22 protein-coding genes and 2 pseudogenes are annotated in these 22,555 nt (G+C 71.0%); 8 read left to right on the plus strand and 16 right to left on the minus strand.

The genetic code is table 11. The features are described from left to right. Positions 1-97: 97 nt before the first annotated feature. Positions 98-1,273 carry an FAD-binding oxidoreductase gene (locus ACIBQZ_RS20865; protein WP_396090382.1) on the minus strand — a complete coding sequence of 392 codons (1,176 nt, stop codon included), beginning with the start codon at positions 1,271-1,273 and terminating at the stop codon, positions 98-100. A gap of 140 nt (positions 1,274-1,413) precedes the next feature. Between ACIBQZ_RS20865 and ACIBQZ_RS20870 the strand changes: the two genes are divergently transcribed. After that, positions 1,414-3,501 carry a S9 family peptidase gene (locus ACIBQZ_RS20870; protein WP_396090516.1) on the plus strand — a complete coding sequence of 696 codons (2,088 nt, stop codon included), beginning with the start codon at positions 1,414-1,416 and terminating at the stop codon, positions 3,499-3,501. Between the two features lie 39 nt (positions 3,502-3,540). Here the strand turns inward: ACIBQZ_RS20870 and ACIBQZ_RS20875 are convergent, their stop codons facing one another. Genes ACIBQZ_RS20875 through ACIBQZ_RS20915 form a run of 9 tightly spaced genes read right to left on the minus strand, consistent with a single transcriptional unit; the run spans position 3,541 to position 11,921 of the window. Continuing rightward, the gene (locus ACIBQZ_RS20875) at positions 3,541-5,064 is read right to left on the minus strand and encodes an FtsX-like permease family protein (protein ID WP_396090383.1); all 1,524 of its coding nucleotides are present in this window, start codon (positions 5,062-5,064) and stop codon (positions 3,541-3,543) included. Next, on the minus strand, positions 5,061-5,750 hold the full coding sequence (locus tag ACIBQZ_RS20880; RefSeq protein ID WP_396090384.1) for an ABC transporter ATP-binding protein: 690 nt from the start codon (positions 5,748-5,750) through the stop codon (positions 5,061-5,063). Before ACIBQZ_RS20880 ends, ACIBQZ_RS20875 begins: the two co-directional genes overlap by 4 nt. Further along, positions 5,747-6,283 (minus strand): PadR family transcriptional regulator, encoded by a 537-nt coding sequence (locus ACIBQZ_RS20885; RefSeq protein ID WP_396090385.1) that lies wholly within the window; start codon positions 6,281-6,283, stop codon positions 5,747-5,749. The genes ACIBQZ_RS20880 and ACIBQZ_RS20885 overlap by 4 nt, the downstream gene beginning before the upstream one ends. Positions 6,284-6,315: 32 nt before the next feature. Next, positions 6,316-7,854: a SpoIIE family protein phosphatase gene (locus tag ACIBQZ_RS20890; RefSeq protein ID WP_396090386.1), complete on the minus strand. Its 1,539-nt coding sequence runs from the start codon at positions 7,852-7,854 to the stop codon at positions 6,316-6,318. Continuing rightward, positions 7,851-9,197, minus strand: coding sequence for a sensor histidine kinase (locus ACIBQZ_RS20895; RefSeq protein WP_396090387.1), 1,347 nt, complete (start codon positions 9,195-9,197; stop codon positions 7,851-7,853). The genes ACIBQZ_RS20890 and ACIBQZ_RS20895 overlap by 4 nt, the downstream gene beginning before the upstream one ends. Continuing rightward, on the minus strand, positions 9,194-10,225 hold the full coding sequence (locus ACIBQZ_RS20900; protein WP_396090388.1) for a SpoIIE family protein phosphatase: 1,032 nt from the start codon (positions 10,223-10,225) through the stop codon (positions 9,194-9,196). Before ACIBQZ_RS20900 ends, ACIBQZ_RS20895 begins: the two co-directional genes overlap by 4 nt. Beyond that, complete coding sequence (locus tag ACIBQZ_RS20905) at positions 10,222-10,614, minus strand: ATP-binding protein (protein WP_396090517.1); 393 nt, start codon at positions 10,612-10,614, stop codon at positions 10,222-10,224. The genes ACIBQZ_RS20900 and ACIBQZ_RS20905 overlap by 4 nt, the downstream gene beginning before the upstream one ends. A gap of 20 nt (positions 10,615-10,634) precedes the next feature. After that, on the minus strand, positions 10,635-11,048 hold the full coding sequence (locus tag ACIBQZ_RS20910) for an STAS domain-containing protein (RefSeq protein ID WP_396090389.1): 414 nt from the start codon (positions 11,046-11,048) through the stop codon (positions 10,635-10,637). Between the two features lie 3 nt (positions 11,049-11,051). Further along, positions 11,052-11,921, minus strand: coding sequence for an STAS domain-containing protein (locus ACIBQZ_RS20915; protein WP_396090518.1), 870 nt, complete (start codon positions 11,919-11,921; stop codon positions 11,052-11,054). Between the two features lie 202 nt (positions 11,922-12,123). Between ACIBQZ_RS20915 and ACIBQZ_RS20920 the strand changes: the two genes are divergently transcribed. From ACIBQZ_RS20920 to ACIBQZ_RS20930, 3 genes are all read left to right on the plus strand, one after another. Next, the gene (locus tag ACIBQZ_RS20920; RefSeq protein ID WP_396090390.1) at positions 12,124-12,477 is read left to right on the plus strand and encodes an STAS domain-containing protein; all 354 of its coding nucleotides are present in this window, start codon (positions 12,124-12,126) and stop codon (positions 12,475-12,477) included. A gap of 98 nt (positions 12,478-12,575) precedes the next feature. Then, positions 12,576-13,022 carry a large conductance mechanosensitive channel protein MscL gene (gene mscL, locus ACIBQZ_RS20925; RefSeq protein WP_396090519.1) on the plus strand — a complete coding sequence of 149 codons (447 nt, stop codon included), beginning with the start codon at positions 12,576-12,578 and terminating at the stop codon, positions 13,020-13,022. Between the two features lie 58 nt (positions 13,023-13,080). Then, positions 13,081-13,311, plus strand: coding sequence for a hypothetical protein (locus tag ACIBQZ_RS20930; protein WP_203773137.1), 231 nt, complete (start codon positions 13,081-13,083; stop codon positions 13,309-13,311). On the opposite strand, the gene ACIBQZ_RS20935 is transcribed toward ACIBQZ_RS20930, so the two are convergent. Beyond that, the gene (locus ACIBQZ_RS20935) at positions 13,308-14,093 is read right to left on the minus strand and encodes a zf-HC2 domain-containing protein (protein WP_396090520.1); all 786 of its coding nucleotides are present in this window, start codon (positions 14,091-14,093) and stop codon (positions 13,308-13,310) included. The genes ACIBQZ_RS20930 and ACIBQZ_RS20935 overlap by 4 nt on opposite strands. Before the next feature lie 42 nt (positions 14,094-14,135). Continuing rightward, the gene (locus ACIBQZ_RS20940; RefSeq protein ID WP_396090391.1) at positions 14,136-14,771 is read right to left on the minus strand and encodes a CGNR zinc finger domain-containing protein; all 636 of its coding nucleotides are present in this window, start codon (positions 14,769-14,771) and stop codon (positions 14,136-14,138) included. Between the two features lie 232 nt (positions 14,772-15,003). Between ACIBQZ_RS20940 and ACIBQZ_RS20945 the strand changes: the two genes are divergently transcribed. After that, positions 15,004-16,278 (plus strand): RICIN domain-containing protein, encoded by a 1,275-nt coding sequence (locus tag ACIBQZ_RS20945; protein ID WP_396090392.1) that lies wholly within the window; start codon positions 15,004-15,006, stop codon positions 16,276-16,278. A gap of 112 nt (positions 16,279-16,390) precedes the next feature. Then, on the plus strand, positions 16,391-17,191 hold the full coding sequence (locus ACIBQZ_RS20950) for a peptidoglycan-binding protein (protein WP_396090393.1): 801 nt from the start codon (positions 16,391-16,393) through the stop codon (positions 17,189-17,191). Here ACIBQZ_RS20950 and sthA read toward each other — a convergent pair whose 3' ends face one another. Both sthA and ACIBQZ_RS20960 read right to left on the minus strand, forming a co-directional pair. Then, positions 17,192-18,595: a Si-specific NAD(P)(+) transhydrogenase gene (gene sthA / locus ACIBQZ_RS20955; protein ID WP_396090394.1), complete on the minus strand. Its 1,404-nt coding sequence runs from the start codon at positions 18,593-18,595 to the stop codon at positions 17,192-17,194. A gap of 39 nt (positions 18,596-18,634) precedes the next feature. After that, a complete protein-coding gene (locus ACIBQZ_RS20960) occupies positions 18,635-19,198 on the minus strand; it encodes a hypothetical protein (RefSeq protein ID WP_396090395.1) in 564 nt (187 codons plus the stop codon). Between the two features lie 133 nt (positions 19,199-19,331). Between ACIBQZ_RS20960 and ACIBQZ_RS20965 the strand changes: the two are divergent. Next, positions 19,332-19,655: pseudogene (locus ACIBQZ_RS20965) on the plus strand (alpha/beta fold hydrolase); the annotation flags it as partial. A gap of 133 nt (positions 19,656-19,788) precedes the next feature. Continuing rightward, positions 19,789-20,439, plus strand: a complete 651-nt coding sequence (locus tag ACIBQZ_RS20970; RefSeq protein ID WP_396090396.1) for a fasciclin domain-containing protein — start codon at positions 19,789-19,791, stop codon at positions 20,437-20,439. Here ACIBQZ_RS20970 and rho read toward each other — a convergent pair. After that, positions 20,436-21,614, minus strand: a pseudogene (rho, locus tag ACIBQZ_RS20975) (transcription termination factor Rho); the annotation flags it as partial. The gene ACIBQZ_RS20970 and the pseudogene rho overlap by 4 nt on opposite strands. A gap of 353 nt (positions 21,615-21,967) precedes the next feature. After that, complete coding sequence (locus ACIBQZ_RS20980) at positions 21,968-22,537, minus strand: hypothetical protein (protein ID WP_396090397.1); 570 nt, start codon at positions 22,535-22,537, stop codon at positions 21,968-21,970. Between the last annotated feature and the right edge of the window lie 18 nt (positions 22,538-22,555).

Raw genomic sequence — 22,555 nt, forward strand, 5'->3', positions numbered from 1 at the left:
GGCACGCCAGACCGGCCGCACCGGCCGAGTGGCACGCCAGACCGGCCGCACCGGCCGAGTGGCACGCCAGGCCGCCGCCCCGGCCGGGTGGCGGTTGTCAGAAGAGGTCTCGGCGGCCGGCCATTGCCACGACCGTGCTGATCGGTGGCGGGGCAGCGATCACCACGCACCTCCCCCCGCGAGCCAGCAGCACTCCCCGCACCGCGTCCAGGATTCGCTCGACCCGTTCCGGCGGCAGCGTTCCCGGCAGCACCGCGTGCACCGTGCCCAGCCCTGCCGATCCGCGCACCGGCACCGCCGCACCCGTCACGTCCCGCAGCGCGTAGACCGCCGCGTGCAGGTCGGCGCTCGGCACCGCGATGCGCAGCGCCACGTCCTCGCGGCCGAACGGATATCTGCCCCACCAGCGCGGCGCCGTCGGGGTGACCGCGGCTGTGCCGCCCAGCGCCTTCGCCAGCTTGCCGGCCCGGGCGGTGACCTCCGCCGCCGCTCCTTCCAGCAGCACCGCCAGCGCCCCCGCGGGCTGGCCGGCCGAACGGACCGCGGCCGGGACCGGCAGGTCGGCCTCGATCGCGCTCGGTGTCACCCGTGCCGCCAGCGTCGCCTCGACCAGGTGGTGCACCTGGACCGGGGTCGCGACCGGCACGATCACCCAGCGCCGGGCCTCCGGCAGCGGCTGCAGGCGGAGGCTGGCCGAGACGATCACCCCGGTCACCTCGGCGATGCCGGGGTTGCCGTTCTCGCCGTCGGATTCGGCCTGTGTGCCGTCGCTGCCCACGTAGCTGATCCGGTCGACCTGGGCGGCGGGGCTGCCGTAACGGTGGCGCAGCGGGCCCGACTCGTTGACCGCGAGCATGCCGCCGATGGTCGCCTTCGGCGAGGGTGGGTCCACGGCGAGGCGCTGGCCGCGCAGGGCCAGGGCCGCCTGCACGCGGCGCACCGGGGTGCCCGTGCCGACCTGGGCCGTCAGGCGTTCCGGGCGGTGGTCCCAGATGCCGTCCAGGCGCCGGGTGTCCAGCAGCAGATCGATGCCGCGGGGTGGCGTGCCCCAGTCGATTTTGGAACCGCTGCCGCGCGGGACGACCGCCAGACCGCGCTCCGCGGACAGCCGCAGCGTGTCCATCACCGCGCGGTTCGTCGCCGGTGCGGCGACGAAGCTGGCGAGGTGGCCGGCGACCATGTCGGGGGCGGTCGCCTCGCGGGCGAAGTCGGGGCCGCAGATGTCGATCAGCGCACGCAGCAACGGCTCTCGCCCAGGAAGCGCGGTCACCATCAGCCCTCCCCGAAGATCGCACAGCTCGAAGATCGTCCACTCTGGCATATCGTACACATGTTCGAATGGCGAGGGGAGAGGTGCATCTCGCCTCGACCTGACTGTGGGTCCTTGTAACGTTGGTCAGCGTGACCACCGACATGCCCACGACCCCGCCCACGGTTCGTCAGGTGCCCGCCGAGCGCACCTTCCACGGCGACACCGTCACCGATGAGTTCGCCTGGCTCGCCGAGAAGGAGAACCCGGAGACCGTCGCCTATCTCGAGGCGGAGAACGCCTGGACCAAGGCGGCCACGGCGCACCTCACCGAGCTGCAGGACCGGGTCTTCAACGAGATCAAGGGCCGCACCCAGGAGACCGACCTGTCGGTGCCGAGCCGCAAGGGCGGCTACTGGTACTACACCCGCACGGTCGAGGGCAAGCAGTACGGCATCCAGTGCCGTGTCGCCACCGTGTCCGGTGTGGTCGACCCGCCCGCCACCGGTGACGGCGCCCCGCTGGACGGCGAGGAGGTGCTGCTGGACGGCAACGAGCTCGCCGAGGGCAAGAAGTTCTTCGCGCTCGGCACGTTCGACGTGAGCCCGTCCGGTGACCGGCTGGCCTACTCGGTCGACTTCGACGGCGACGAGCGTTTTGTCCTGAAGGTCAAGGACCTGCGCACCGGCGAGGTGCTGAGCGACGAGGTGCCCGACACGTTCTACGGCAGCGCCTGGTCGGCCGACGGTTCCACGCTGTTCTACATCACGGTCGACGAGGCCTGGCGCCCCGACAAGGTCTGGCGGCACACCGTCGGGCAGGACGCCGCGACCGACGTGGTCGTGTACGAGGAGACGGACGAGCGCTTCTGGGTCGGCGTCGAGCTCACCCGCAGCGAGAAGTTCATCGTCATCGACGCGAACAGCAAGGTCACCAGCGAGGTACGGGTCATCGACGCGCAGGCGCCGACCGCCGAGCCCGCCCTGATCCGGCCACGGGTCCAGGGCGTCGAATACGCGATCGAGCACCACGGCCACCGCTTCTTGATCCTGCACAACGAGCACGCCGAGGACTTCGCGCTGGCGTACACCTCGGTGGACAACCCCGGCGACTGGGTCGAGCTGATCCCGCACCGGCCGGGCACCCGGCTGGAGTCGGTCGACGCGTTCCAGCGGCACCTGGTCGTCGCGCTGCGCCGGGACGGGCTCACCGGCCTGCGGGTGCTCGCCGACGGCAGCACGGACAGCTACGACATGGCGTTCCCCGAGCCGATCTACAGCGTCGGCCTGGCCGACAACCGGGAGTACGACACCCACATCGTGCGGATCGGCTACACCTCGATGGTGACTCCGGACTCGGTCTACGACGTGGACCTGATCACCCGCTCGATGGTGCTGCGCAAGCAGAAGCCGGTGCTGGGCGGCTACGACCCGGCGGATTACGAGCAGTTCCGCGAGTGGGCGGTCGCCGACGACGGCACCAAGGTGCCGATCTCCGTCGTGGCCCGCAAGGGGACGCCGCGCAACGGCACCGCGCCGCTGGTCCTGTACGGCTACGGCTCCTACGAGATCAGTATGGACCCGTACTTCTCCGTCGCCCGCCTGTCGCTGCTGGACCGCGGCGTCGTCTTCGCCATCGCGCACATCCGCGGCGGCGGTGAGCTGGGCCGGCGCTGGTACGAAGAGGGCAAGATGCTGGCGAAGAAGAACACGTTCACCGACTTCGTGGCGGCCGCCCGCGCGCTCGTGGCGTCGTCCTGGACCTCGCCGGAACGCCTGGTGGGCCGCGGCGGTTCGGCGGGTGGCCTGCTGATGGGCGCGGTGGCGAACATCGCGCCGGAGGCCTTCGCGGGCATCGTCGCGCAGGTGCCGTTCGTCGACCCGCTGACGTCCATTCTGGACCCGTCGCTGCCGTTGACGGTCACCGAGTGGGAGGAGTGGGGCAACCCGCTCGAGAACGCCGACGTGTACGCGTACATGAAGTCCTACAGCCCGTACGAGAACGTCGCGAAGCTCGCGTACCCGAAGATCCTGGCCGTGACCAGCCTGAACGACACCCGGGTGCTGTATCACGAGCCGGCCAAGTGGATCGCGCGGCTGCGGTCGGTGGCGCCCGACGGGGCGTACCTGCTGAAGACCGAGATGGGCGCCGGGCACGGCGGTCCCAGCGGCCGCTACGACTCGTGGAAGGAAGAGGCGTTCGTGACCGCCTGGATCCTGGACACCGTCGGCCTCGCGCAGCAGCAGAGCTAGCGGGTCCCGCGGCCCGGTCGCACCGACCGGGCCGCGGGCTCAGCCGATCCGCAGTTCGTCGAGCTCGGTGCTGCGGCGCAGGAACACCAGCCCCACCGCAACCACCAGCAGCATCAGGACCAGCGCGCCGCCGCCCAGCACGGCCAGCTCGGCCAGCGGCACCGGCACCCGCAGCGTGACCACGGGATCGATCTGCCAGTAGGGCGAGCTGAGGTCGGCGCACTGGGCCTCGGTGCCGGTGCAGGTCCCGCCGCCGCCGGCGGTCGCCTCCCGGGCCACCCCGCGCACCAGGCTCAGCCCCACGGTGAGCGCCGCGAGCACGGCCGGCACCAGGGGGGCCAGCGTCTGCCAGGCCAGCGACTCGCCCAGCACCCGGCGTGGCACCCCGGCCGCCACCAGCGCGGCGTAGGTGCGGCGCCGGGTGACGATGCCCTCGGCGAGCGCCACCATGATCCCGGCGGCCGCCACCACGATCCCGACGGCGACGGCGATGCGGACCAGGTCCACCGAGTTCAGGTAGAAGTCGGTCGAGGCGGCGAACCCGTCGTCGCCGAAGTTCAGCCGGTTCGCCCGGTCGGTGGCCACGAAGTGGGTGACCATGTAGGCGCGGTAGCCGAGCACGCCGGCGCCGACGACCAACGCGGCCAGCAGCGCCGAGAGCGTACGGCTGCCGTTCCACGGGTCCGCGATCAGCTGCCGGCCCGCCAGCAGGGTGGCCGGGCGGCGGCCGAAGCGGTGCAGCAGCCGGCCGGTGGTGTGGCTGATCCAGCCGGTGCCGACCACGACGCCGACGACGGCCAGCAGCACCACGGCGAAGGCTAGGGCCACCGTCAGGTCACGGCCGGTGCTGCCGCCGATCCGGCCCAGGAGCTCGCCGAGCGGCCGGAAGACGAACGGGGCGAACACCCCCGCGATGATCAGGACGCCCGGCCAGAGCCGCGGGCCCTTGGTGCGGGTGCGGCGCACCACGCCCAGCGGGGTGATGATCACCCGGCGCAGCAGGAACGCCCCGATCAGCCCGGCGAGCACCGGGACCAGCAGCAGGACCAGCACGAAGGCCGGGCCGCCGGGCAGCACGTCGGTGGGCAGCGACCGCAGGCCGGCCGCGTCGGTGCGGTCGAGCAGCGCCCGCAGCGCCAGGAAGACCCCGGCGCCGAGCACCGAGCCGAGCAGCGCCGCGACCGCCGTCTCGGTGGCCGCCAGCAGCACCGCCTGCCCGGGCGTCGCCCCGGCCAGGCGCATGGCCGCGAGGCGGCGGTCCCGGGCCGGGCTGCCGAAGCGGATGCTCTGCCCGGCCAGGAACAGCACCGGTACGGCGAGCAGCAACAGCGTGAGCACCACGCCGGGCCGCAGCCCGGGCTCGTCGATCAGCGGGCTGCTGTACCGCATGTTCCAAGCCTCGGAGCCGGCCTGCGGGTCGCCCAGCTCGGGCACCGCCAGCACGGTCGCGGCGGCGAGCAGCACCACGGTGGCAAGCACGGCGCTGACCACCGTGAAGATCATCCGCAGCACGTCGGTGCGGCCGCCACCGACCGCCAGCCGCAGCAGCGTCCCCGGTTTCATGCGCCGAGGCCGAGGCCGAGGCCGGTCGGGTCCAGCACGCCGTCGCGCAGGGCCACCTCCCGGTCCGCGTAGGCGGCGATCCGGGGCTCGTGGGTGACGAGCACGACCGAGGTGCCCTGTTCCCGGGCGATGTGCACGATCTCGGTGAGCACCTGCTCGCCGGTGAGCACGTCCAGCGCGCCGGTGGGTTCGTCGGCGAACAGCACCTTGGGCTCGGTGACCAGCGCCCGGGCCACCGCGCAGCGCTGCTGCTGCCCGCCGGACATCCGGCCGGGCAGCTGGTCGGCGAGGTCGCCCACGCCGAACCGGCTCATCCACAAGGTCGCGCTCTTCCGGGCCTCTCGCCGCCCCGAGCCGGCGAGGAGCAACGGAAGAGCAACGTTCTCGGCGGCGGTCAGCTCCGGCACCAGCTGGCCGAACTGGAACAGCACGCCGAAGTCGGTGCGCCGCAGCCGCGACCGGGCGGCGTCGCTCCACAGCGCGATGTCCTGGTCGCGGTACCGCACCTCGCCCGCGTCGACCTTGAGGAGCCCGGCCAGGCAGTGCAGCAGCGTCGACTTGCCGCAGCCGCTCGGGCCGGTGACCGCGACGATCTCGCCCTCGCCGATGGTGATGTCGATGCCCCGCAGGGCCGGGGTCGGTCCGTACGAGCGGTGCAGGCCGGTGCCGGTCAGCAGGTCGTTCATGAGATCACCTCTTGGTGCAGGTCGACGACGCGCAGCAGCGTGGTCTGCAGCCAGCGCAGGTCCGCGTCCAGGTGGGCGATGGCGTAGTCGGCGGCGACGACGTCACCGGCGGAGGCCTCCGGGGTGGTCTTGACCGCGGTCAGCTCGCGCAGCCGGATGGTGTGCGCAGCGCGCTGGGCCACCAGGTAGTCGGTCGCGGCGGTGGTGCCGGAGGCCAGCAGGCTGACGACCACCTTGGCGAACAGCGCGCTGGAGACGTACGGGGCCGGCGGCTCGACGGCGCCGAGCCACTCGATGAGCTTCTCCCGCCCGGCGTCGGTGAGGGCGTACGAGGTGCGCTCCGGCCCGCCCTCCTGGTCCTGGCCGGACTGCTCGACGAGACCGTCGCGTTCGAGCCGGCCGAGGGTGGCGTAGACCTGCCCGTAGGCGAGCGGTTTGGCCCGGGGCAGGCGTTCGTCGTGCGCCTTCTTCAGCTCGTACCCGTGTTGCGGGCCGGCACAGAGCAGCCCGAGCAGCACGTGTGAGGTCGACATGCCCTCACTATTCACTCAGTGAATAGCTCGCGTCATGCCCGCCGCAGCGCGACCACCGCGATGTCGTCGGCCTGCTCCCCGGCGCCGGCGAGGCGGACCAGCAGCCGCTGGCAGAACGCGTCCAGGCTGGGCTCGACCTGCGCCGCGCACGCCGCGAGCGCGCTCAGGCCCACGTCGATGTCCGCGTCCCGGCGTTCGATCAGGCCGTCCGTGTAGAGCACCAGCGTGCCGCCGCGCGGCAGCACGAACTCCAGGTCGGCCGGCCGGGGCGCATTGATGCCCAGCAGCGGGCCGCGCGGCGCCAGGAACTGCGCCTCGCCCTCGACCTGCAGCAGCGGTGGCAGATGGCCCGCGCTGGCCAGGCGTACGCGACCCGTGTCCGGCTCCAGCGTCAGCAGGCACAGTGTCGCGGACTCGGCCGGCAGCACTGTCCGCATGAAGCGGTTGACCAGCTCCAGCACCGCGCCCGGCGGATGCCCCTCCACCGCGTACGCGCGCACGGCATGCCGCACCTCGGCCATCACCGTGGCCGCGTGCAGCGAGTGGCCGGCCACGTCGCCGATCGCCACCAGCAGCTTGCCGTCCAGCATGGTGAGCTCGTAGAAGTCGCCGCCCACCTCGGTCTGCGCGCCGGCCGGCTCGTACCGGACCGCGAACTCCAGCCCGGGCACGTCCGGCAGCCGCGACTGCAGCAGGCTGCGCTGGAGCGTGACCGCGATCCGGTGCTCCTCGTCGTACGAGCGCTGCGCCTCGACCGCGGCCGCCACCGCCTGCGCGAGCTGGCGCAGCACGGGAAAGCCGGGGCTCTGCGTGCTGGACGGGACGGCGACGTAGACGGGCGTCCGGTCGGCGCGCAGCCGGGCCGACGCCACCGCCACCGACTCGCCCTCGGGCCAGGGACCGGCCGCGTGCCAGGAGGCCGGGTCGTCGGTGCGCAGGCTGGCTCCGACGGCGACCTCGTGGTGCTCGACCTGCCAGGGCCGTACCGTTGCGGGGCCGCCGTGGGCGACCGCGGCCAGCCCGTCGCCGTCGGACGTCTCGGCGACCACCACGACCGGCCCGCCGAAGATCTCGTAGGCCCCGTCGGCAGCCGCCTGCAGCAGGCCCGCCAGGGTGGCGGACGAGTTGATCGCCAGGGTGGTCTCGGCGAGCCGGACCATCCGGGCGGCCAGCGTCTCGGCGCGCTGCCGGGCCCGGTAGTACCGCAGCACGGCCTGCGCGGTGGCGATCAGCTCGTCCGGCTCGATCGGCTCGACCAGGTACGCGTCGGCGCCCCGGTTCAGGCCCTGGGTGCGGTCGACCACGTCGACGGCGTGCGCGGACACGTGGATGACCGGCAGGACCCCGTACCCGGGATCGGTTTTGATCCGCTCGCAGACCTCAAAACCGTTCATGTCGGGCAGTTTGACGTCGAGCACCACCAGGTCGACGTCGGTCTCGAGGAGCCGGCGCAGGGCCTCCCCGCCGGTCTCCGCCTCGATCACCGAGAAGCCGGCGCGGGACAGCCAGCTCACCAGCAGATAGCGCTTGGTCGCGCTGTCATCGACGACCAGCACGGTCGCAGGAGTCATGGCACCACCGGTAGCGAGACGATGAACGTGCTGCCCACCCCCGGCTCGGAGGTGACCCGCAGCGCGCCGCCGAGGATGCCCACCAGCCGCCGCGCGTACGGCAGCCCCAGCCCGGTCCCCTTGCCGCTCAGCGCGTAGCTGCCGGGCACCTGGTAGAACTCCTCGAAGATGCGCTCCTGCAGCTCGGTGGGGATGCCGGTGCCGGTGTCCGCGACGGTGAACTCCACCTCGCTGCCGACGGCGGCCGCGGACAGCCGGACCGAGCCCTCGGCGGTGAACTTGATCGCGTTGGTGAGCAGGTTGCGCAGCACCTGGGCGAGCAGCACCTCGTCGGAGCGCAGCCGGGCCACCGCGGGCTCCTCCACCACGAAGTCCACCCCGGGACGGGTCGCGAGCGGCCGCAGCGTGCCGCGGAGCTGGCCGAAGACCGCCCTGAGGTCGACGTCGGACCAGTTCGGCTCCAGCCGGCCGGCCTCCGCCTTGGCCAGGTCGAGCAGGTCGTTGACCAGCGAGAGCAGGTCCGCGGCGGAACCCCGGATCAGCTCCACCTGGCGTTCCTGCTCGCCGGTGAGCGGGTCCGAGGCGTCGTCGCTGAGCAGCCGGCCCAGCCCGATGATCGCGGTCACCGGCGCGCGCAGCTCGTGGCTGACGTTGGCCAGGAACCGGCTCTTCGCCTCGCTGGCCGCGCGCAGTTCGACGGACTTCTCGTCGAGCTCGTTGTAGAGCGCGACCACACCGCGGTTGGTCTCCTCCAGCTCGTCGGAGAGCTGGTGGTAGAGCGCCATCACGCCGCGGTTGGTCTCCTCCAGCTCGGCGTTGAGCCGGGCCAGGTCGTCACGCTGCGCGCGTACTTCGTCCAGGGTCGCGATGAGCTGCTGGTTCTGCACAGCCAGTTCGTCGAACGGGGTCCCCGGCACGTGGGATGCGAGTTCGGCACGAATGTCGTCCATACGGTCGGGACTCAGGACCGGTGCGCTCGGCGGGAGTCGACGCGACATCCGCACGACCGTTCCGGTCTCCCCATCCCTTACCTCCATCGAGTCCACCAGGCGTCCGACCTGTGCCAACTGGGCGGCAAGCCGGTCCGCGCCCCCGTGCGCGGTGTGCTCCAGCTTCACCGACAGTGCAGGTACCCCGTCCGGGGTCGTCGCGAACACCACCTCGGTGTCGCGCCCCGTGGCGACCAGCAACCGGCCGACCTCACTGAGCGCGGTCGCGATCCGGATCTGATCCTGTGCCTCCAGGCCGACCAGCCGGCCGACCTCGCGGCCCAGCTGCCGGACCGCGAAGACGTCCTGCTCCACCCGGATCCGCGTACGCACCAACGGATCGGGGGTTGTCATGACGCACACGCCACGACTACGCCGGCGTCGTCGCGCCGGATGCCGGCGTCGCGGAGCACCGTGCCCGCGATGACCTGCGGTGAGTGCGAGAGCAGCCCCGGATAGTCGGTGGCCTTCCAGCGGTCGACGACACCGTCGGAGTGCATCAGGACTGTGCCGCCGGCGGGGAGCGGGTAGTCGTACTCGCGGATCTGCCGGCGCTGGTGACCGGCGATGCCCGGCAGCGACACCATGCCGCGGCGGCTGCCGTCGGGGTGGAGCACCGTGCCGGCGATGTTGCCCAGGCCCGCGTAGCGGACCGTACCCGCGGCGAGGTCGAGCTCCGCGACGGCGACCGCGGCACCCCGGGTGTGGCTGAGCTTGCGGTGCAGCGCCTCCACGACCACGCTCGGCGGGCCCGCCGGGGTGTCGGCGAAGACCCGGATCGCCTCCTGCGTGGCCGCGTGCGCGAGCGGCCCGTGCCCCAGCCCGTCGCAGAGCAGCACCTGCCGGCGGCCGTCGACCTCGCGCACCGCGAAACCGTCGCCGCAGACCGGCTCCCCGGTGAGCGGGCGGGTCAGCCCGGCGGCCCAGGCCTGCGGCGGGGTCACCCCGGACCAGATCTGCACGGCCATGACGGTGCCCAGTCCGGGCACGGAGTGCAGGTCCGACCAGCTCGACTGGCGCACTATGGCGCCCAGCCCGATGCCCAGCGTGCCGGCCGTGGAGTGCCCGTCGCCGATGGAGCGGCTGATGTCGGCCATCCCCGGGCCCCGGTCCAGCGCGAGGATCTCCACCCCGGCCCGGTCCGGCACCCGCGCCGGCCGGACCAGCAGCATCCCCTCGTCGGCGTGCTTGACCAGGTTGCTGGCGGTCTCGGTGGCGACGATGGAGAGGTCGGCGATGCGTGCCTCGGGCATACCGAGCTCGGTGGCGAGCCGCTCGGCGGCCCGGCGGACCGCGGCGGCCGTACCGGCGGCCTCCACCCGGAACCAGACTCCTGCGTCGAGGAGCCCCTCGGGTAGTGACGCCACCGCGCCTCCGCTCATCGGCACCACTTGATCACACTGATCGTCGTACCTTGACCGACTGCGGTGTCGATGTCGAACTCGTCAACCAGCCGCCGTGCCCCGCTGAGGCCCAGACCGAGGCCGCCGCCGGTGGTGTAACCGTCGGTCAGCGCCAGGTCCAGGTCGGCTATGCCCGGTCCCTGGTCGGCGAAAACGATCCTGATGCCGGTGCGGCGGCCGTTGTCGATCCGGCCGGCCTCGACCGTGCCACCACCACCGTAGACGAGGGTGTTACGGGCCAGTTCGCTGGCGGCGGTGACCAGCTTGGTCTGGTCGACCAGGGAGAGCTTGACGGAGACGGCGAGCGTGCGTACCAGCTGCCGGACCCGGACGACATCCTGGTCCGAGCGGATGTCCAGGCGCTCCATCGCGGCGATGTCGTCCCCGGTCACGATGCGGCTACGACGGCCTCGTCGGCGTCGTCCTCGTCGTCGTCGGGCACCTCGAAGCCCCGGGCCTGGGCCAGCAGGTCCATGCCCAGCTCGACGTTGAGGGCGGTCCGGATCCCCGGCAGCGACAGGCCCAGCTCGACCAGCGTGATGGCCACCGCCGGGCGCATGCCGACGACCACCGTCTCGGCGTCCAGCACCCGGGACACCGACGCGATCGTGGCCAGGGTGCGACCGACGAACGAGTCGACGATGTCCAGCGCACTGATGTCGATGATCACTCCGTGACAGCCGGTCGCCACGATCCGGTCGGCCAGGTCCTCCTGCAGTTGCAGGGCGACCTGGTCCTCCATGTCGATCTGGATCGACACCAGCAGGATGTCGCCGATCTTCAGGACCGGTACGCGCTCCACGGGTCAGCTCTCCCGGCGACCGGCGCCACGCCGGGCAGCCTTGACGTCGTTCTGTCGCAACACGTGCCGCAGGGCGTCGGCAAGGCTGGACTTGGTGGCGATGTCGCCGAACTCGATGCCCAGCGCCACGATCGTCTGGGCGATCTGCGGCCGGATGCCGGAGATGATGCAGTCGGCGCCCATCAGCCGGGCGGCCACCACGGTCTTGAGGATGTGCTGGGCGACCTGGGTGTCGACGGCCGGCACGCCGGTGATGTCGATGATCGCGTACGGCGAGCCGGTGTCCACCAGCGTCTGCAGCAGGCGCTCCATGACGACCTGGGCGCGGGCCGAGTCGAGCGTGCCCACCAGCGGCACGGCGACCACGCCCTCCCACAGCTTCACCACCGGGGTGGAGAGCTCCAGCAGCTGCTCGGCCTGGTCGGAGATGAGCTCCTCACGGGCGCGGACGTAGCTGTCGAAGGTGAACAGCCCGGCCCGGTCGATGAACGCCGAGAAGGCGACATAGTCACGCAGCGTGGCCGCGTCCGGGCTCTCGCCCTGATCCAGGATGGTCAGCACCGCGTCCTTGAGGGCGAAGATGCTGACCGCCGTCTCGGTGGCGGTGAAGCCCTGCCGGGCGCGGGTGTTGGACAGGTCGCGGAGCAGCGCGCGGAGCTCGCCGGCGGCGTCACCGTCGAGATCCACGGCCCCGCCGGACAGTGCGGCCTGGAGACCCTTCTGCAGCTCGGCGATCTGCCGGTGCAGCTCGGCGTGGCTGAGCCGGCCGCGCAGCAGCTTCGCCACCGCGTCGGTCCAGGCGGTGGTCAGCGTTTCGCCGTGGGTCTCCAGGAGACCAGCGAAGCGTCCCACCTCATCGGTACTCAGCGCCACCGCCGCCTCCCTGATAGTCATCGTTCCTGCGAGCAGCTTCGCGGGGCGCGGGCAGCCATCACCGAGGGACGGCCGGACTTTACCACCGCGCTCCCCGTTACTTGCTGTAGGCCAACTAAAATCTCCGCGCCAACGCGCGCTCCCCGTTCTGCGCACTCCCCCTGGCGTGGAGTAGCGTTCGTGCCATAACTGGAGGTCCTGAATGTCCTTGACGGTACAAACGGAACAGCGCGGCGAAATGGTCGTCGTGTCGGTCGCCGGTGAGCTCGACATGGCCACTGCGCCGCAGCTCCAGGACCAGATCAGCGACCTGCTGGAGAAGGGGCGCACCCGGCTGGTCTTCGACCTGGCCGAGGTCTCGTTCTGCGACTCCACCGGGCTGTCGGTCTTCGTGCGGGCGAAGAACAGCACCGACGACGCCGGCGGCGCCGTGCGGCTGGCCGCACCGCAACGCGGGGTGCTGCGCATCCTCGAGGTCAGCGGACTGGTCGAGGTGCTGCACACCTACCCGACCGTGGACGAGGCCGTCACGGCCGAGGAGCCCGCGCTCGACTGAGTGGATCAGCGCGGTTCAGCGTAGTTTGTCGCTGACCGGTCATGGGAAACTGCTGCCCGGCGAACTCGAGAGCTCACCTGCAGGAGTGGAACTTGACCATGCTCAAAGGCTTCAAAGACTTCATCATGCGAGGCAACGTCGTTGACCTCGCTGTCGGCATCGTCATCGGCGCCGCCTTCACCGCGGTCGTCACGGCCTTCACCAACGCCTTCCTCAAGCCGCTGATCCAGCTGCTGGGCGGCGGCTCCGGTGCGTCCGCGGGCACCTTCACCGTCAACAAGGTGCCGTTCGACTACGCGAGCTTCATCAACGCCGTCATCACGTTCCTGCTCACCGCCGCCGTGCTCTACTTCCTCGTGGTCTACCCGCTGAACCGGCTGGCCGAGCGGCGCAAGCGCGGCGAGGAGCCCCCGCCGGAGGCCCCCAGCGAAGAGGTCAAGCTGCTCACCGAGATCCGCGACGCGCTGGTGCGCCAGCAGGTCTCCCCGGGGGCGGTGAACGACATCCTGGGCCGGCACCAGCAGAACGACCCGCCGCAGCGCTGATCGACAAAAGATCAACCCACCCGGCACTGTTCGAACAGATGTTCGATACAGTGCCGGGATGGAGCAGCGTAAGCACTGGTGGAACGGCAGATGGGGGCGCGTCGCCCGCAAGGACGTGTACCTGCGGACGAGCGGTGATCAGTGGTACGTCGAGCAGCGCGCCGGCGGCTCGGACGGCGTCTCGCACTTCTTCGAGTACGACAGCGAGGACGCCGCGCTGGACATGGTCCGCGCGCTGCTGGTCGGCCCGGACGAGTGGCGTGAGCTGTCGGTCCGGCCGCCCCGCTAAGCGGCCCGGCGCCGCTCCCCCTGCTCGACCGGCCGCGTCGCCGTGGCCGTGAGCGGACCGCGCGGCACGAGGCGCAGCTTCGGCAGGGCGGGTTCGGGGGTGTCCTCGGCCTCGGCCTCGACGAGATGCCAGCCGCTCCCGCCGGCTACCCGGTCGCCCGGCGGGCGCGCCGAGTCGCGGGTGACCCGCGACAGCGCCACCACGATCAGGTAGCCGAGGATCACGAAGCCGTGGCTGACCAGCCGCGCGGTGTCGACCCGGCCCGCCGACAGGTCGTTGACCGAGAGCAGCAGCAGCATTCCCACGAACGCGGTCAGCATCGGCACCAGCCCGGTGGGCCGGCTGCGGCGCAGCGCGATGAAGAGGAAACCCGCCCCGACGGCCACGTTCCAGGCCGCCGACTCGTGCCACAGGTGCCCGGGCGTCGCGTCCAGGCCGGTGTGCACGTGTGCGCTGCTCGCCCCGCCGCCGATCTGCGCGAGCCCGAGGATGAGCTGCACGGCGCCGACCGCCGCCAGCCCCACGTAGAGCGGCCCGGAACCGAGCCGGCGCCGCCCGGGTGCCGGCGCGACCGGCAGCGCGGCCAGGATCGCCGCACTCAGGTCGGGCACGTCCGACACCAGGCCCGTACGGGTCAGCCGGTTGACCGCGGCCGCCCGCTCCAGCCACTCCCGGCAGCCGGCGCAGCCGGACAGATGCTCCTCGACCCGGGGCCGATCGGCCGGATCGTCCTCGCCGTCCAGTTGCGCGGACACCAACTCGCGCCACCGCTCACACGCCATGTCCCCATAGTCGCCCACCGGCGGCTCCTGGTTCCCGCGGGTTCACTGCAGGTCGGGCCGCTGCACGCTGTGACCGAGCTGGCTGCCGGAGTTGCCCATCAGCCGCTTGCGCTCCCGGAAGGCCCGCAGGTTCGCGGTGTTGCCGCAGGTGCTGACGTCGTGCCAGACGCCGCTGTTGTTCCGGGACGTGTCGAAGAAGGCGGCCCGGCAGTCGACGTTGTGGCAGAGCTTGAGCCGCGGCCACAGCCCGGCCTGCTGGGCCAGCAGGGCCTCGGCCCACAGCGCCGAGGCGAGCCACCGGATGCCGCGGCCGCTGGGCACCATCCGGACCCAGCCGTCCGCATCCGGCACCAGGCTGACCGGGACGTCGGCGGGCGGCAGCGCGCCGTCGGGCTCGACGTTGCGACCGCCGGCCAGGATGACCCCCTCGAACGTCGTCCGCAGCCGGCGCAGCGAGCGCATGTCGGTCGACGAGAGCAGGATCACCGGCGCCGGCAGGCCGGCCACCCGCGACCAGGTGCCGAGCGCGTCGGTCAGCCAGCGCTGCGCGTCATCGGGGGTGCCCAGCAGGTCCGGCGCGTAGGACATGCTGCCGCGGGTGTTCAACAGATCCTGCAGGAGGGCGAGGCCGGCGGGCGCCTCGCGTACGCCGTGCCGGGCACTTGCCTTCCATGACATAGGCGAAGGGTACTTGATTCTTTTTCCCGCGAGCATCCTCCGGTCGCCCGAGCGTGGCTCACAAATCGCCTCCACGCTGTGTCTCATGCCACTGACACAGAGTTGATCATGTTCCGGATCGGAACTTAATTTAACTATTGGGGCTGTTAACCTTGTTTCCTGAAGCATCGATGATCGAAGATGTCAGCAGCGGCCGCCCCGTCCTCCACCCCTGCTTCCCAAGGACATTCACGTGGGTAGAAAACTGCTCGGACGCGTTCTCGCCGCCGCCGTCACCCTGCTGGCCGCCGGCACCGCCGGTCCCGGTCCGCGTCCCGCCGAGGCGGCCGCGGCCACCCCCTTCAAGGTGCTGGCCTTCTACAACGGCACCTGGGACGCCGCGCACATCGACTTCGACAAGGAAGCCCGCGACTGGTTCCCCCGGGCCGCCGCCCAGTACGGCTTCACCTGGGAGGCGACCACCGACTGGGGCCGGCTCACCACCGGCAGCCTGGCCGCGTACCAGGTGGTGATGTTCCTCGACGACGCGCCGCCGGCGGCGCAGCGGCCCGCCTTCCAGCAGTACATGCAGAACGGCGGCGCCTGGATGGGCTTCCACGTCAGCGCGTTCACCACCGACGCGAACTCGTGGAGCTGGTACTACAACACGTTCCTGGGCTCGGGGAACTTCGCCACCAACACCTGGGGGCCGACCGCCGAGACCCTGCGGATCACCGCCGGCCACCCGTCCACCGCGGGGTTGCCGACGACCATCCCGTCCGCGGTCAGCGAGTGGTACTCGTGGAGCCGCGACCTGCGGCAGAACCCGGACATCGAGATCCTCGCCTCGGTCGACGCGGGCAGCTTCCCGGTCGGCATCGACCCCAACCAGCAGTGGCGCAGCGGCTTCTACCCGCTGATCTGGACCAACAAGAACTACAAGATGCTCTACACGAACTTCGGCCACAACGGCATGAACTACGACACCAACACCCGGACGTCCTCGACCTTCGCCAGCGCCCAGCAGAACCAGTGGCTGATCAACGGCCTGCTCTGGCTCGGCGGCGCGACCGGCACCCCGCCGACCACCCCCATTGATCCGGCCGCCTGGTATTCGGTGAGCAACAGCAACAGCGGCAAGTGCGTCGACGCCCGCGCGGCCGGCACCACCAACGGTACCGCGATCCAGCAGTACGCCTGCAACACCAGCACCGCGCAGCAGTACCAGTTCACGCCGACCAGCGGCAGCTACGTCCGGATCACCAACCGCGGCAACAGCGCCCAGGCGCTCGACGTGACGAACGTGTCGACCGCCGACAACGCCCCGATCCAGACCTGGTCGTACGCGGGCGGCGCCAACCAGCAGTGGCAGCCGGTCGCCGAGGCCGGCGGCTCGTACCACCTCGTGAACCGCAACAGCGGCAAGTGCCTGGACGTGCCCGGCGCCGCGACCGCCGACAGCGTCCAGCTCGTCCAGTACGCCTGCAACGGCACCGCCGCGCAGAGCTTCCGGCTCACCGCACGCTAGCCCTCGATCACGCGGGGTCGTCCCACCGCCCGGCGGGACGGCCCAGCTTGACGGGGCAACGGCCGCACTGAGAGGTTCTCGCGTGTGACCATGGCGGGATGAGGGAGGCGTAGTGCGCAGAGCTCTGACGTATGCGGCAGTGGTGGTCACCACTGTCACGCTGGCTGCCGGGTGCGATTCCGGCGGCTCTGAGCAGGCTGCGGCGCCCACATCCGTACCCTCGACCGCCCCCGCCTCGACCTCCGCGACCGCGCCGCCGTCGACCGCGCCGGCACCGACGGCCTCACCGACCCCGACGTCGACCGCGCCGGCGAAGCCGAAGAAGCTCAGGTCCGGCGCCAAGGGCCCGCGGGTGGTGGCGCTGCAGAAGCGCCTCACCGAGCTGGGCTACTGGAACGGCAAGGCCGACGGCAGCTTCGGCGGCCAGACCCAGCAGGCGGTCTTCGCGCTGCAGAAGGCGGCCCGCCTCGGCCGCGACGGCGTCGTCGGGCCCAAGACCCAGCAGGCCCTGGACCAGGGGGTACGCCCCAAGGCCAGGAGCAGCAAGGGCCGGGTCATCGAGATCAGCCTCAAGCGGCAGCTGCTGATGCTGGTCGACGACGGCGAGGTCAGCCAGGTCTTCAACACCTCCACCGGCTCGATGGAGCGCTACGAGCAGAACGGCGCGACCTACCTGGCCGACACCCCGAGCGGCAAGTTCCGGGTCTCGCGGCAGATCGACGGCTGGCGGCACGCGCCGCTGGGGCTGCTCTGGCGCCCGAAGTACTTCAACGGCGGCATCGCGGTGCACGGGGCGAACAGCGTGCCGCCGTACCCCGCGTCGCACGGGTGCGCGCGGCTGAGCATCTCGGCGATGAACTACCTGTGGACCAGCAACAAGATCCCGATCGACACCCGGGTCTGGGTCTATTGATCAACCGTCGATCCGGGTGATGTTGCGGATCTTGTTGCTCGCGTCCAGCGCCGCGACCTTGTACGCCTCCGACAGGGTCGGGTAGTTGAACACCGCGTCGACCAGGTAGTCGACCGTGCCACCGCAGCCCATCACGGCCTGACCGATGTGCACGATGTCGGTGGCCGCCGTGCCGAAGACGTGCACGCCGAGCAGCCGGCCGTCGTCGGGCGAGACGAGCAGCTTCAGCATCCCGTACGAGTCACCGACGATCTGCCCGCGGGCCAGCTCGCGATAGCGGGCGATGCCCACCTCGAACGGGGTCGCGCTGTCGGTCAGCTCGTCCTCGGTCTTACCGACGAAGCTGATCTCCGGAATCGTGTAGATGCCGATCGGCTGCAACTCGTGCATCTCGCGCACCGGCTCGCCGCACGCGTGCTGGGCCGCGAGCCGCCCCTGCTCCATCGAGGTCGAGGCGAGCGCCGGGAAGCCGATCACGTCACCGACCGCATAGATGCTGTCGACCGCCGTACGGTAATTGGCGTCCACCGTGATCCGGCCGCGCCGGTCCGCACTCAGCCCGGCCGCCTCCAGGGCCAGGTCGTCGGTCTGCCCCTGCCGGCCGGCCGAGTACATCACCGTGTCGGCCACGATCTTCTTGCCGCTCTTGAGGACGCAGAGCGCGGCCGTCTGGTGGCGCTCGACCGCGGCCACCTCCTCGCCGAACCGGAACGTCACCGACAGGTCGCGCAGGTGGTACTTCAGCGACTCGATGATCTCCTCGTCGCAGAAGTCGAGCATCTTCTCCCGGCGCTCGACCACGGTGACCTTGGTGCCCAGGGCGGCGAACATGGAGGCGTACTCCATGCCGATCACCCCGGCGCCGACCACGACCATGCTGCGCGGCACGGCCTCCAGATTGATCACGCCGTCCGAGTCGACGATCGTCCGGTCGTCGAAGTCGACGCTGTCCGGCCGGGCCGGGCGGGTGCCGGCGGCGATGATGATCTTTTCGGAACTGATCTTGGTGTCGTGCCCGGAGCCGCCGTCGATCCAGATGGCGTGCGCGTCGGCGAACCGCCCGGTGCCGGTGAGCATCGCGATGTGGTTGCGGGCGAGCTGGTTGCGGATCACGTCGGTCTGCCGGGTGATCACGTGCTGGGTCCGCGCCGCGAGGTCGCTGACCGTGATCCGGTCCTTGACCCGGTAGCTGCTGCCGTACAGGTCGCGCTGGCTCAGGCCGGTCAGGTAGAGCACGGCCTCGCGCAGGGTCTTGGACGGCACGGTGCCGGTGTTGATGCATACCCCGCCGAGCATGTCGCGGCGGTCGACGATGGCCACCCGCCGGCCCAGCTTCGCGGCGGCGATTGCGGCCTTCTGCCCGCTGGGCCCGGAGCCCAGCACCAACACGTCGTAGTCATACACGACCTCCAGCGTGGCAGGCTCGCCGGACCCGCGCCCGCGCTATTGCGCGTTTTCGCACATAACCTTGATCGGGATGTCCAGCTCCGGGGCGTGCCCGGGGGGCCAGGGTGACCCGTAGAGCTCGGCGCACATGACCACGGTCATCCACGGCACCCACGGCCCGCGCAGCATGATCGGCTGGGCGCCCTGGAAGTAGAGGTTCACCGACCAGTCCAGCGGGTTGGGCTGGATCAGGATCAGCGAGCGGAAGTCGTACGTCGCCTCGCCCAGCAGCAGCCGCTGGCTGGTGACGATCGCGGCCTGCCGGTCGGCGTGCCGCCAGCCGGCCCGGGTCTCGGTGCTGGGCCCGGTGAAGAACAGCCCGCCGCTGGCGAAGATGCTGCTCGAATAGTCCACCGTGGTGGAGAAGTAGGCCGCCACGTCGACCAGGAAGGAACCGTACTGCTTCTCGCCGGCCTGCAGGTCGACCGTCGGCGCGACGGCGGCCGGGTGGCCTCCGCGCTGCACGTGGCGGACCAGCATGGACATGGACCGCCAGCCGGCGTCCGTCTGCTCGGCGTTGTAGGCCCGGGTGGGCACTTTGGATGGAACTGGTTTCACCATCAGAGACTCCCACGCCTAAATGGCCGATCACCAGCGAGTTCGCTCTGCCGTGAGCTGAATTGTCCGTAGCGCGGAGGTGGATACCCGATCGTCCGGTGCGCGGTCGACAGTAAACCGAACCGATGATGGGGACATGCGGCGCGTCACGGTAGATCATTTGTCCTGCTTCGTCGGCGAAACAGGCGGTTCGCCGCTCGTCCTGCTGCACGGCCTGGCCGGCAGCGGCCGGGAGGTGCAGATCACCCTTGCCGGGCACCGGGTCATCGCCCCCGACCAGCGTGGCCACGGCCACAGCATCCGGCGGCCGGCCGACCTGTCCCGCGCCGCCTACGTGGCCGACGTGGTCCGGATCATCGAGGCCCTGGCGGACGGCGGCCCGGTGGCGCTGGCCGGCCAGTCGATGGGCGCGCACACCGCGATGCTCACCGCGGCCCGGCACCCGGAACTGGTCAGCCGGCAGAGCGCCGGGCGCCGGCTGCTGGGTGAATTCCTGGACCGCTGACCGCGACGTGCATCCAGTGCCGCTCGTGCGGGCGAACACCAGGAGGCGGCACCCGCCGCTGATCGGACGTTCGACGAAAGGCGCGTTGATGAACATTGCTCGACTGGCCACCCGCATCGCCGCGGGAGCCACGGCCACCGTTCTCGCCTCCGTCGCCCTGGGGGCGCCCGCGCAAGCCCACGGCAAGGTTGGCACCAAGTCGCTCGCTGCGGTGCTGACCGCCGACAAGAGCGGCTTCGACCGCAACACCAAGGACTTCGACGTGCTCACCGCGGCCGTGCTCGCCGTGCTGCAGGCCAAGCCCGCCAGCCCGGTCAAGGTGCTCACCGACGGTACGGTCGCCCTGACCGCCTTCGTGCCGAACGACGGAGCGTTCCGTCAGCTCGCCAAGGAGGTCAGCAAGTCCAAGCGCCTGCCCTCCGAGAAGTCCGCGTTCAGCACGGTCGCCGGCCTGGGCATCAACACGGTCGAGGCCGTGCTGCTCTACCACGTCGTGCCGGGCGCCACGATCGATCGTAAGGCCGCTCTCAAGGCGGACGGCGCCAAGCTCACCACGGCGGCCGGTTCGACGATCACCGTGGACGTGTACAAGCACTGGTGGAAGTTCAAGAAGGTCGCGCTCATCGACGCCGACCGCAGCGACCGCAACCCCCGGGTTGTCGCCTTCGACATCAACAAGGGCAACAAGCAGATCGCGCACGGCATCGACGCCGTGCTGCGCCCGGTCGACCTGCCCTAACTGCGGGCGGCGCGGCGCAGGAACTCTGCGTTCGTACCCGTGTTCTTGAGGTGGTCGAGCAGCTGCTGCAAGCTCTGCTTGCGGTCCTGACCACCGAGCGCCCGGCGGAGTTGGTGCATCAGGGCCAGCTCCGCCGGCGCCACCAACGTCTCGTCGTGCCGGGTGCCGGAGCCGGTCACGTCGATCGCCGGGAACAGCCGGGACTCGGCGAGCGACCGGTCGAGCTTGAGCTCGGCGTTACCGGTGCTCTTGAACTCCTCGAAGATGACGGTGTCCATCGCCGAGCCGGTGTCGATCAGCGCGGTCGCGATGATGGTCAGCGAGCCACCGTTCTCGATGTTGCGGGCGGCGCCGAGGAACCGCTTCGGCGGGTACAGCGCGGTGGAGTCGAGACCACCGGACATGGTCCGCCCCCGGCCCGGCGCGGCCAGGTTGTACGACCGGCCCAGCCGGGTGATCGAGTCGAGCAGCACCACCACGTCCCGGCCCGACTCCACGAGCCGCTTCGCGCGCTCGATGGCGAGCTCCGCCAGCGCGGTGTGATCGGTCGGCGGCCGGTCGAAGGTGGCCGCGATGACCTCGCCCTCGACCGAGCGCTGCATGTCGGTGACCTCTTCGGGCCGCTCGTCCACGAGCACGACCATCAGGTGCGCCTCGGGGTTGTTCCGGGTGACCGCGTTGGCGATGGCCTGCAGCACCATCGTCTTGCCGGCCTTCGGCGGCGACACGATCAGCGCCCGCTGCCCCTTGCCGATGGGCATGACCAGGTCGATGACCCGGGTGGTGAGGATGTGCGGCTCGGTCTCGAGGCGCAACCGCTCCTGCGGGTAGAGCGGAGTCAGCTTGTAGAAGTCAGGGCGGCGGGTGGCCCGGTGCGGGTCCTCGCCGTTGACGGTGGCGACGTCGAGCGTGGCCGCCTTCCGGCCGCTCGGCACGTGCGCGATGCCGGTGATGTGGTCGCCGCGGCGCAGGCCGTGGCTGCGCACCTGGGCCTGCGACACCAGGATGTCGTCCGGCCCGGGCAGGTAGCCGTCGGCGCGCAGCCAGACCTTGTCGTCGACGATGTCGAGCAGGGCGTCGACGGCGACATCGGCGCTCGGGGCGCCGGGGCCGTTCTCGGCCGGGCGGTTGCGGGGCCCGGTGCCGGCAGGCCGGCGAGCCCTGGTGTTGCGGCGTTCGCTGGAACGAACGTCTGTGTCGGTCATTGATGCTCCTCATCTGAGGTACGCGGATACGCGTGGGCGAGGCTGCGGAAATCGACGACAGCCGTACGCCGGAAAAAGAAAGGAAAACTGTGGGGCCGGCATCTGAGACTCGGCCGATTTGGGAATCCCAGGGGCGGCAGCGCCGCCTACGTCCAGGTCCCGACTGCGCTAAAGGTAGCGCGCCGGGGCCACCGCCACAAGCATCCCGCCGGCACCGCCCGCTTGCGGAGTGGCGTTCATCACGTCGCCCGGCTCGCCCCTCGCCGGCCGCTGACCAGTGCAACCATCCGCCCGGCGGGCTTGTTCCGGCCGAGGCCGACGGCTCAGGTGTCGTAAACGCCGCAGTCCCACGGCGCCGAGAAGGCCATGTAGTCGCCGGGCTCCACGGTGATCCACCAGATGTCGTCCACGCTCTCGGGCGGCTTCACGATGAGCCCGAATGTCAGACCGAACCGCTCGACGGAGAAGGGCTCCACCACGATCCGGTCGAACGTCACGGCGCCGAGTTCCTGGAGCCGGCGGTCGTAGGTCGCCTCCAGGGCCGCGGATTCATCAGGCTTTTCGGTGAAGGCGTTGATGTCGGCCCGGAGAAACCGGCCGGAGCCGTCGAAGAGGTACAACGCCACGAAGAACCGCGATCCCGCCTCCTGCGTGCCGACGTCGAACGGGGTGGTGAGAAAGAACTGCCGCCCGTCCGCGGTGTGGCCCACGTGCTTGGCGTCGAAGGCGTCGTGGTTGATGGCGAGCCGGGTGGGCCGGCTCGCGGGCGCGTACGCCTGCCTGGGCGCGCATTCGTCGACGGCCTCCGACGGGACGCAGCCGGCCGAGAGCCCGATTCCGGCCCCGAGCACGAGCACCGCCAGAGCAGTGCGTATCCGCCGTCCGTGGCCCATGGGCGGATACCGTAGACG

Source organism: Actinoplanes sp. NPDC049599 (assembly GCF_044465625.1).
Taxonomy (GTDB): domain Bacteria; phylum Actinomycetota; class Actinomycetes; order Mycobacteriales; family Micromonosporaceae; genus Actinoplanes.